The sequence below is a fragment of the Streptomyces sp. NPDC006450 genome (assembly GCF_040612195.1).
Taxonomy (GTDB): Bacteria; Actinomycetota; Actinomycetes; order Streptomycetales; family Streptomycetaceae; genus Streptomyces.
The window spans coordinates 1-10,849 of record NZ_JBEXPT010000166.1 but is presented as its reverse complement, the minus strand read 5'-3'; the positions used below and the strand labels follow the sequence as shown (position 1 = coordinate 10,849).

Genomic DNA, 10,849 nt, shown 5'->3' with positions numbered 1-10,849 from the left:
CCGCCCGCGGCGGTGGCCGTCTCGGCCGCGTGGCGCAGGCCCGCCGAGGCGGCCGCCCAGCTTCCGCAGACGCCGACGACCACCGCCGGCGAGGCCCCCGCACGGTCCAGGCCCGCCCGCTCCACTCCGGCCCGCAGCGCCGCCGCGACCCGGTCGGCCACCGTCGTGCGCTCGGCGTCGGATCGCAGGGAGACGAGGAGGGGGACCCGGCCCTCGACCGGGCGGACCCCGAGGAGCACCGGGACGCCGACGGAGGCGAGTTCCTCCAGGACGGCCCGGGCCAGGACCGCCCAGTTCCCCGACGGGGCCAGGTCCGAGGCCAGCCGCATGACGATGGGCAGGAGCGGGCCGGGGCCCGGTTTGAACCCCAGGACGCGGGCCTGGGCGGGGGCGTCCTCCGCGGAGATGCGTCCCTCCGCGAGGTCCGTGAGGAAGTCGCCGCGGCCGCGCGCGGCCAGCTCGTCCTCCTGACGGGCCTGCATCAGCACGACGGCCAGTACGCCGGCCGTCCGTTCCGCGGCCATCCGGTGCACGGGCAGCAGCGGGGCGGACACCCCCAGCAGGACCAAGCGGGCCCGCACCGAGCCCGTGCCGCGGCCGCCGCCCGGGACGTCGACCACCACGGCGTTGCCGGACGGCTCCGCGTCGCGCTGGCCCCGTAGGCCCTCCCAGACCTGGAGCGGGTCCGCCGCGGCGTCCCCGGCGCCCGGGCCGGCCGCGTACAGCAACTGGCCGTCGGGGGTTTCCAGGAAGACCGGGTTCGCCGTGAAGTCCGCCAGGATGTGGAGCACTTGGGGGATCCCGCCGCCGTCGAGCAGGGCTTCCGTGCAGCGCCGGTGGACTTCCTCGGCCCGCTGCAGCAGTGCGTAGTGCCCGTTGACGATCTCGGTGTGGACCTCCTCCGTGACGGTCACGAAGGGGACCTCCCGGTGCAGCTGGACGAGGGGGAGACCGACCGCCCGCGCCGTCTCCACCAGAGTCGCCGGGAGCCGGGTGAAGCGGGGCCCCAGCTCGACGACCAGCGCCGCGATGCCGCGGTCCGCGAGGCGGCGTACGAAGGCGCGCTGCTCGGCCGGGCGGGTGCCGAGGCCGAGGCCGGTGGTCAGCAGCAGCTCGCCGCCCTTGAGCAGGGAGGCGATGTTGGGGACCTCGCCGGCGTGCACCCAGCGCACGGTCCGGCCCAGCCGGTCGGCGCAGGCCACCACCTCCGGGAGCCCGCCGCGCAGCCCCGGCAGCTCAAGTGCCCGCTGAACCGTGATCCCGCCCTGATTGTCCATATGCCGGACGCTACCGGGGCTCTTGTTCCGTGCACATCACCGAGCGGTTACGGGGTTCCATCTACCCCCGTCCGGCCCGACAACTCGTCGTCTCCATAAGGCGATTATCGGACCGACTGCCGATTGTGGTGTACGTCACGCGGGGCGAGAGTGAGCGCCCTCACGACAGGAACGAGGAGCCATGAGCACGGATAGCAGCACCGGCGGCGGCGCACCCCAGGTCCAACGGCTGAAAGCCAATTCGGTGGGCCTGATCGGTGTCGTCTTCATGGCAGTCGCCACCGCCGCTCCCATCACCGCGATGACCGGCAACCTTCCCATCGCCGTCGGCTTCGGAAACGGCATCGGCGCCCCCGCCGGATACCTCTTCGCGACCGCCGTACTGACCGTCTTCGCCGTCGGCTACGTCGCCATGGCCAAGCGGATCACCGCCGCCGGAGCCTTCTACGGATACATCTCGCACGGCCTCGGCCGGATCGCCGGCATGGCCTCCGGCATGCTCGCGGTCCTCGCCTACATCGTCTTCGAGGCCTCGATCGTCGGCGTCTTCTCCTACTTCACCAAGACCACCGTCCACGACCAGCTCGGCATAGACCTGCCCTGGATCGTCTACGCGGTCGCCATGCTCGCGATCACCGCGGCTCTCGCGCACTTCGACATCAACCTCACGGCCAAGGCCCTGGGCGTGATGCTCATCGCAGAGATCGCCGTGCTCTTCGCCGTCGCCACCGCCGTACTGATCGCGGGCGGCGGTCCGGACGGCATCCCGGTCGAACCCCTCAACCCCAAGAACGCCTTCACCGGCGCCTCCGCCGGGCTCGGCCTCTTCTTCGCCTTCTGGTCCTGGGTCGGCTTCGAGTCGACGGCCATGTACGGCGAGGAGTCCCGCGACCCGAAGCGGGTCATCCCCAAGGCCACCCTGATCTCCGTCGTCGGCGTCGGTCTCTTCTACATCTACGTCTCCTGGATGACCATCGCGGGCAACGGACTCACCAAGTCCGTGGAGCTCTCCGCCTCCGCGAGCCCGCTCGACCTGTTCTTCGCCCCGACCCAGACCTTCATCGGCGCCTGGGCCGTCGACGCCTTCCAATGGCTGCTGCTCACCGGCTCCTTCGCCTGCGGCATGGCCTTCCACCAGTGCGCCGCCCGCTACCTCTACGCCATCGGCCGCGAGGGCTTCCTGCACCCGGGCCTGGGCCGTACGCACCCCAAGCACGGTTCCCCGTACATCTCCTCCATGGTGCAGACGGCCATCGCCACCGGCCTGGTCGCGCTGTTCTGGCTGACCGGGCAGGATCCGTACATCCACCTGTACACGCTGCTCGCGATCCTCGGCACCATGGCGATCCTCATCGTCCAGACGCTGTGCTCCTTCGCGGTGATCGGCTACTTCCGCAAGAACCACCCCGAGGACCGGCACTGGTTCCGGACCTTCACGGCCCCGCTGATCGGCGGCATCGCCATGGCCGCCGTGGTCGTCCTGCTGCTGGTCAACATGAAGACGGCGGCCGGGCTGGCCGCCGACTCCTTCTTCTTCACCCTGATCCCGTGGATCGTCGGGACCGTCTTCTTCGGCGGGCTCGGACTCGGCCTGTGGCTGAAGTTCAAGGCCCCCGCCCGCTACGAGATCATCGGCCGCGTCGTCCTGGAAGACGCCGCCGAACGCACCGACGAGCCCGCCCCCTCCGCCGCGAACGTCTGAGAAGGAGCCACCGCCATGGCCCGTACGCCGCTCATGCACGCGCTCCGCCGGCTCGCCGCCGAACACGCCGCCGCCCGCCGGCTCGGCCTGCCCGTCGCCGAGGTCCGCGGCTCCACCCGCCGCCAGCTCCTGGGGCGCGCCGCCGCGCTCGGCCTCGGCACCGCCGTCGCCTCGGCGGCGGCAGCCCCGGCACTCGCCCACGCCGTGGAGGCCGCCCCCGACAAGAAGCCCGTCAGCCCCGCACGCGTCGCCATCGTCGGCGCCGGCATCTCGGGCCTGACCGCCGCCCTCACCCTGGCGGACGCGGGCGTCCCCTTCACGCTCTACGAGGCCAACCCGAGCCGCGTCGGCGGCCGGATGTGGACCCAGCGCTCCCTGTGGGCCTACGGGCAGACCTCCGAGATCGGCGGCGAGCTGATCGACACCAGCCACAAGAAGATCCTCGAGCTGTGCCGCCGCTTCAACCTCCCGACCGAGGACTTCCTCGGCGGCGGCCCCAACGGGGCGGAGGAGGTCCTCTGGTTCAACGGGACGTACTATCCGCGCGAGCAGGCGGACGTCGACTTCAACGCCGTCTACCAGGCTCTGCGCCGCGACCTCCAGGAGGCGGGCGAGGTCGCCTGGAACTCCTCGACCCCGGCCGGCACCGCCCTCGACAACATGACGATCCACCAGTGGATCGAGACCCGCATCCCCGGCGGGCACGGATCGCAGCTCGGCCGCTTCATCGACGTGGCGTACAACGTCGAGTACGGGGCCGACACCGATCAGCAGTCCGCCCTCGCGCTGGTCCTGCTGATGGGCTACCAGCCCAACCCGGGCAACTTCAACGTGTGGGGCCTGTCCAACGAGCGCTACCACATCACCGGCGGCAACGACCAGCTGCCGAACGCCATCGCCCAGGCGCTGCCCGCCGGTTCGACCGTCATGGGCCGCGAGCTGGTCGCCGTACGCGTCTCCGCCGACGGCACCCAGACGCTGACCTTCAACGACGCGGGCGCCACCCGGACGGTCGTCGCCGACCACACCATCCTGTGCCTGCCGCTGCCGATCCTCCAGCGGATCGACATCACCGGCGCGGGCTTCGACCCGCTGATGAAGAACCTCCTGCGCGACGCCCGCATGGGCTACTGCACCAAGCTCAACATGCAGTTCACCAGCCGCCCCTGGCGCGGCACGGGCCCCTGGCCGGGGGTCTCCGCCGGGGACTGCTTCACCGACAGCGAGGTCCAGCAGACCTGGGACACCACCAAGGTCCAGTCGGGCAACGGCGGCATCCTGCTCCAGTACGGCGGCGGCACCCTGGCCGGCGCGATCACCCCGGCGACCCCCTTCGCCACCGACTCCGACCCCTACGTACGCGCCCTCGCGGGCAGGATGCTCACCGGCATCGACGCCTTCTTCCCCGGCACCAAGGCGGCCTGGAACGGCAAGGCCCAGGTGTCGGCCTGGCACCGCAACCCGTACGCGCTGGGCGCGTACTCGTACTGGCCGACCGGCTACCTGCACAAGTACGCCAAGTACGAGGGCACCGCGCAGGGCCGGATCCACATCGGCGGCGAGCACTGCAGCTACGACTTCCAGGGGTTCATGGAAGGCGGGGCGACCGAGGGGGAGCGGGCGGCCAAGGAGGTGATCACCGCCCTCACGTAGGCCTCAGGCGGGCGTGATGTTGTGGTTGAAGCGGAAGACGTTGTCCGGGTCGTACTCCCGCTTCAACCGGCCCAGCCGCCGCATGTTCTCGGGCCCCAGGCCGGCCGCCACCCGGTCCGTGCCCTCGTCCCCGGTGAAGTTGAGGTAGACCGCGCCGGTGCTCCACGGCTGGACGTCGGCGCGGACGTCCTTGACCCACCGGCGGACGCGTTCGTCGTCGGCCGGGTCCTCCCAGGCGCCGAACGGGTGCACCGCCCAGGGCGCGTCCCGGAACGACACCGGGTAGTCGGCCGGGCCCTCGGCGATCGCGCCGCCCTGGGGCCACACCACGTGCTGCGTGCCGCTCGGCACCGGCATGGAGTCCGCGCGGGCGCAGAACACGTCCACGAACGCGTCGGGCACCCCGGTCAGGTACTCCGCGGACCAGTAGTTCCGCAGGCCCGGCGGATCGTCGAGCATGCACTGGAGGTCCGGGTAGGGCAGGGCCGTCACCATCTCCGCCTCGTGCGGGATCGCCAGCAGCGGCGCGGCCAGCCGGCGCAGCTCCTCCACGGGACCCGCGTACGTGATCAGCCCCCCCGCCAGCAGCAGGCCGACCAGGTGCGGGGGGACGAACTCCTCGGGCGGGCCGGTCAGGTAGAGGGCGCCGCCGCCGGCCTCGCGCGGCCCGTCCTCCATGACGTCCCGGTACGCACGGACCATCTCGGGCCCGTGCTCCGGCAGGTACAGCAGGAACGCGACGGACATGACCGGCAGCTCGTGCAGCCGCAGGGTCAGCGAGGTCGCGATGCCGAAGTTCCCGCCGCCGCCGTGCAGCCCCCAGAACAGCTCGGGGTGGTCCTCCTCGGTCGCCGTCACCATCTGCCCGTCGGCCGTGACCAGGTCCACGGCGAGCAGGTTGTCCACCGCCAGGCCGAACCTGCGGTCCAGCCACCCGGTGCCGCCGCCCAGCACGAAGCCGCCGACCCCGGTGGTGGAGACGCGGCCACCGGTGGTCGCCAGCCCGTACCGCTCGCAGGCCCGGTCGAGATGGCTCATCGTGGCGCCGCCCTCGACGCGGACGGCCGAGGCCCCGGGATGGACCGTCACCTCCCGCATCCGGCGCAGGTCCACGACCAGGCCGCCGTCGTTCAGGGACATCCCGGCCACGCTGTGGCCCCCGCCGCGCACCGCTATCGGCAGGTCGAGCCGCCGTGCGAAACGCACGGCGGTCACCACGTCCACCGGACTCTCGCACTGCGCGATGACGGCCGGCCGGCGGTCGATCATCCCGTTGTACACGGCGCGGGCCTGGTCGTATCCCGGATCCTCCGGAACCAGGACGGCGCCGGACAGGTCCTCGCGGAGCTCGGCAAGTGCCGTGCCCGCCTTCGAGAGGGGAGCCATGGCTACCCCCTTCCGGGAGAGGCGGAAGGGCAGACGACCCTTCCAGGTTAGTCAGCCCCCGTACGCCCCGCTCGCCGTCAGCCGCAGGGCCGTGTCGATCAGGGGGACGTGGCTGAAGGCCTGCGGGAAGTTGCCCACCTGCCGCTGGAGCCTCGGATCCCATTCCTCCGCCAGCAGACCCAGGTCGTTGCGGAGCGACAGCAGCTTCTCGAAGAGGCGGCGGGCCTCGTCGACCCGGCCGATCATCGCCAGGTCGTCCGCCATCCAGAACGAGCAGGCCAGGAAGGCGCCCTCGTCGCCCTCCAGACCGTCCACGCCCGCCTCCGCACCCGCCGTCGGGTAGCGCAGGATGAAGCCGTCGGGGGTCGACAGCTCGCGCTGGATCGCCTCGATCGTGCCGATCACCCGCTTGTCGTCCGGCGGCAGGAAACCCATCTGCGGGATCAGCAGGAGCGACGCGTCCAGCTCCTTGGACCCGTAGGACTGCGTGAAGGTGTTGCGTTCCTTGTCGTAGCCCTTCTCGCAGACGTCCTGGTGGATCTCGTCGCGCATCTCGCGCCACCGCTCCAGCGGCCCGTCCGCGTCCCCGCTCTCGATCAGCTTGATCGTGCGGTCCACGGCCACCCACGCCATCACCTTCGAGTGCACGAAGTGCCGGCGCGGGCCGCGCACCTCCCAGATGCCCTCGTCGGGCTGGTCCCAGTGGGTCTCCAGGTAGCGGATCAGCTTGAGCTGGAGCAGCGAGGCGTAGTCGTTGCGCGCCAGGCCGGTCATGTGGCCCAGGTGCAGGGCCTCGGTGACCTCCCCGTACACGTCGAGCTGGAGCTGGCCCGCGGCGCCGTTGCCGACACGGACCGGCCGGGAGTTCTCGTACCCGGGCAGCCAGTCCAGCTCGGTCTCGCCGAGCTCCCGCTCGCCCGCGATCCCGTACATGATCTGCAGGTTCTCCGGGTCGCCGGCCACCGCCCGCAGCAGCCACTCGCGCCAGGCGCGGGCCTCCTCGCGGTAGCCGGTGCGCAGCAGCGAGGACAGGGTGATGGCGGCGTCGCGGAGCCAGGTGTAGCGGTAGTCCCAGTTGCGGACCCCGCCGATCTCCTCCGGGAGGGAGGTGGTGGGCGCGGCGACGATCCCGCCCGTGGGGGCGTAGGTGAGCGCCTTGAGGGTGATCAGGGAGCGGATCACCGCCTCCCGGTAGGGACCGTGGTACGTGCACTGCTCGACCCAGTCGCGCCAGAACTCGGTGGTCGCGGCGAGGGCCTCCTCGGCCTCCGGCGGCTGCGGCGGCTCCTTGTGCGAGGGCTGCCAGCTGATGCAGAAGGCCATCCGGTCGCCCGGCCCGACGGTGAAGTCGGAGTACGTGGTGAGGTCCTTGCCGTACGTCTGCGCGTCGGTGTCCAGCCAGACCGAGTCGGGGCCCGCGACGGCCACGGTCCGGTCGTCGACCCGGTGCACCCAGGGCACCACCCGGCCGTAGCTGAAGCGCATGCGCAGCGCGGAGCGCATGGGGACGCGCCCGCTGATGCCCTCCACGATGCGGATGATCTGCGGTGCGTGGTTCTCGCGGGGCGGCATGAAGTCGATCACGCGGACCGTGCCGCGCGGGGTGTCCCACTCGGACTCCAGGACCAGCGAGTCGCCCCTGTAGCGGCGCCGGGTGGCGCGCGGGGCCTCGGCGCCGGCCGGGAACGCCGGGCCGATCCGCCAGAACCCGTGTTCCTCGGTGCCCAGAATGCTCGCGAAGACGGCGTGGGAGTCGAAACGCGGCAGGCACAACCAGTCCACCGCCCCGTCCCGGCAGACCAAAGCCGCGGTCTGCATGTCCCCGATCAGTGCGTAATCCTCGATGCGCCCGGACACGTTGCATCTCCAGTCGAACAGCCACGTCCGCCCCGAAGGGCGCTTGCATTGCGCGATGTCGCGGATTCTCCGGTGATGTGGATCGCCGCGTCCAGCCCATGATTCCGGAAGCGGACGGGTTACGCCGTTCGCGGGGCCGCTCGGCAGGGGTGTGATCGAGATCCGAGCAGACAAGACGGCACCCTAGTGATCCCCGTCAGCTCGAGGACAATGGGGTTCGGCCGAACGGGTGAACGGGGGTGATGCCGACGTGACGGGCCCCACGAACGTCCCGGTCGCTGCCCCCGCCGCGTGGCCGGAGGCGGACCGGCTCGGGCGCTGATAGGCTGGTATCCCGTGGACCGGTGGTCTGCCTGTGCGAATCAGGAGCCCCGAAACCGCAGCTTCGGCGCCCCCTGAGAGCCTCCGGTTCGATGGTGGCCGGCGCCGGACGCACCTCACCTCGCGACCACGGGAGCCCCCTCTTGGCGATGCCGCCCAAATCCATGACGACCAAGCACATCTTCGTCACCGGGGGTGTCGCTTCCTCCCTCGGCAAGGGCCTGACGGCCTCCAGCCTGGGTGCGCTGCTGAAGGCGCGCGGTCTTCGGGTCACGATGCAGAAGCTCGACCCGTACCTGAACGTCGACCCCGGCACGATGAACCCGTTCCAGCACGGCGAGGTGTTCGTCACCAACGACGGCGCCGAGACCGACCTGGACATCGGCCACTACGAGCGCTTCCTCGACGTCGACCTCGACGGCTCGGCCAACGTCACCACCGGCCAGGTCTACTCGCAGGTCATCGCCAAGGAACGGCGCGGCGAGTACCTCGGTGACACCGTGCAGGTCATCCCGCACATCACCAACGAGATCAAGCACCGCATCCGCCGCATGGCGACCGACGACGTCGACGTCGTCATCACCGAGGTCGGCGGCACCGTCGGCGACATCGAGTCGCTGCCGTTCCTGGAGACCGTCCGCCAGGTCCGCCACGAGGTCGGCCGCGACAACGTCTTCGTCGTGCACATCTCGCTGCTGCCCTACATCGGCCCCTCCGGCGAGCTGAAGACCAAGCCCACCCAGCACTCCGTCGCGGCGCTGCGCAACATCGGCATCCAGCCCGACGCGATCGTCCTGCGCGCCGACCGCGAGGTCCCCACCTCGATCAAGCGCAAGATCTCGCTGATGTGCGATGTCGACGAGGCCGCCGTGGTCGCCGCGATCGACGCCAAGTCCATCTACGACATCCCCAAGGTGCTGCACACCGAGGGCCTGGACGCCTACGTCGTGCGCAAGCTCGACCTGCCGTTCCGCGACGTGGACTGGAGGGTCTGGGAGGACCTGCTCGACCGCGTCCACAACCCCGACCACGAGGTCAAGGTCGCGCTCGTCGGCAAGTACATCGACCTGCCCGACGCCTACCTGTCGGTGACCGAGGCGCTGCGCGCCGGCGGCTTCGCCAACAAGGCCCGCGTGCAGATCAAGTGGGTCACCTCCGACGACTGCAAGACCCCGGCGGGCGCCGCGGAGGTGCTCGGCGACGTGGACGCGATCTGCGTCCCCGGCGGCTTCGGCGACCGCGGTGTCAACGGCAAGGTCGGCGCCATCACCTACGCCCGCGAGAACAAGATCCCGCTGCTCGGCCTGTGCCTGGGTCTGCAGTGCGTGGTCATCGAGGCCGCGCGCAACCTGGCGGGCATCGAGGACGCCAACTCCACCGAGTTCGACGCCTCCACCCCGAACCCGGTGATCTCCACGATGGAGGAGCAGCTGGCCTTCGTCGAGGGCGCGGGCGACCTGGGCGGCACCATGCGACTGGGCATGTACCCGGCGAAGCTCGCCGAGGGCTCCATCGTGCGCGAGGTCTACGGAGACCAGGCGTACGTGGACGAGCGCCACCGCCACCGCTACGAGGTCAACAACGCCTACCGCGGCGAGCTGGAGAAGAAGGCCGGTCTGGTCTTCTCCGGCACCTCCCCGGACAACAAGCTCGTCGAGTACGTCGAGTACCCGCGCGAGGTCCACCCCTACCTGGTGGCCACCCAGGCCCACCCGGAGCTGCGCTCGCGCCCGACGCGCCCGCACCCGCTGTTCGCGGGTCTGGTCAAGGCGGCCGTGGAACGGCAGCAGGCCGCGAAGTAGCCGCACGACCGCATAACGTTGGCAGCCGGGGTACGGAGATCCGTACCCCGGCTGTCGCGCGTTGTGGAGGGCTTCGGGGCATGGACAACAAGGCCATCAGGGATACGGCGGAATCCTGGGAGACGGTGTCGGCGCAGCGGCCGTTCCAGGGCGCGAAGACGGCGGTGGCCTCCGACGAGGTGCGGATGCCGGACGGGTCCGTGGCCCGCCGCGACTACCAGGTGCACCCCGGGTCGGTGTGCGTGCTCGCCCTGGACGAGGAGGGGCGCGTGCTGGTGCTGAGCCAGTACCGCCACCCGGTGCGGCGCCGGCTCTGGGAGCTCCCGGCGGGCCTGCTGGACGTCGTGGGGGAGAACCCGCTGCACGGGGCGCAGCGCGAGCTGCAGGAGGAGGCGCACGTCAAGGCCGAGGACTGGCGGGTGCTGGCCGACTTCTACGCGTCCCCCGGCGGCTCGGACGAGGCGATCCGGATCTTCCTCGCGCGGGGGGTCGCTGCGGCGGACGGCGAGCGCTACGCGGAGTCGGGCTCGGAGGAGGCGGACATGGAGCTGGCCTGGGTACCGCTGCCGGAGCTGGTACGGGGCGTCCTGGCGGGCGAGCTGGGCAATCCCGGGCTCGTCACCGGAGTCCTGGCCCTGTCGGCGGCCCTCGCCGCCGACCCGTCCCTGTCCTCGCTCCGCCCGGCGGACGCCCCCTGGCCGGCCCGCCCGTACGAGGCGTAGCACCCTTTTGACGCGCCGGTGGGGGTGCTCGCCACCGCCGCCTGGCGTGGGCGCCGGTGGGCGGGTGCGGGCGGTCGTGCCCTGAGGCGCCGTTCCCGGGGTCCGGGCGGAGCCCCAGGGGGTCCGGGC

Annotated in this window: 7 protein-coding genes; 4 read left to right on the top strand and 3 right to left on the bottom strand. The window is 71.4% G+C overall.

Translation table 11 applies throughout. The annotated features are described in order from the left end of the window. The coding region (locus ABZY57_RS30110; protein ID WP_356517283.1) for a PucR family transcriptional regulator ligand-binding domain-containing protein at positions 1-1,277 on the bottom strand (1,277 nt) is incomplete at its 3' end. Positions 1,278-1,458: 181 nt separating this feature from the next. On the opposite strand from ABZY57_RS30110, the gene ABZY57_RS30105 reads away from it, so the two are divergent. Beyond that, positions 1,459-2,979, top strand: a complete 1,521-nt coding sequence (locus ABZY57_RS30105) for an APC family permease (RefSeq protein ID WP_356517281.1) — start codon at positions 1,459-1,461, stop codon at positions 2,977-2,979. 15 nt (positions 2,980-2,994) lie between these two features. Next, on the top strand, positions 2,995-4,632 hold the full coding sequence (locus tag ABZY57_RS30100) for an NAD(P)/FAD-dependent oxidoreductase (RefSeq protein WP_356517279.1): 1,638 nt from the start codon (positions 2,995-2,997) through the stop codon (positions 4,630-4,632). A 3-nt stretch (positions 4,633-4,635) separates the two neighbouring features. Here the strand turns inward: ABZY57_RS30100 and ABZY57_RS30095 are convergent, their stop codons facing one another. Both ABZY57_RS30095 and ABZY57_RS30090 read right to left on the bottom strand, forming a co-directional pair. Beyond that, the gene (locus ABZY57_RS30095) at positions 4,636-6,018 is read right to left on the bottom strand and encodes an FAD-binding oxidoreductase (protein ID WP_356517277.1); all 1,383 of its coding nucleotides are present in this window, start codon (positions 6,016-6,018) and stop codon (positions 4,636-4,638) included. A gap of 51 nt (positions 6,019-6,069) precedes the next feature. Further along, positions 6,070-7,875: a glycoside hydrolase family 15 protein gene (locus ABZY57_RS30090; RefSeq protein WP_356517275.1), complete on the bottom strand. Its 1,806-nt coding sequence runs from the start codon at positions 7,873-7,875 to the stop codon at positions 6,070-6,072. A gap of 470 nt (positions 7,876-8,345) precedes the next feature. Here ABZY57_RS30090 and ABZY57_RS30085 point away from each other — a divergent pair, with 470 nt between their 5' ends. Both ABZY57_RS30085 and ABZY57_RS30080 read left to right on the top strand, forming a co-directional pair. Beyond that, a complete protein-coding gene (locus ABZY57_RS30085; RefSeq protein WP_356517273.1) occupies positions 8,346-9,998 on the top strand; it encodes a CTP synthase in 1,653 nt (550 codons plus the stop codon). Between the two features lie 80 nt (positions 9,999-10,078). After that, on the top strand, positions 10,079-10,720 hold the full coding sequence (locus ABZY57_RS30080; protein WP_356517271.1) for an NUDIX hydrolase: 642 nt from the start codon (positions 10,079-10,081) through the stop codon (positions 10,718-10,720). Positions 10,721-10,849: the final 129 nt, after the last annotated feature.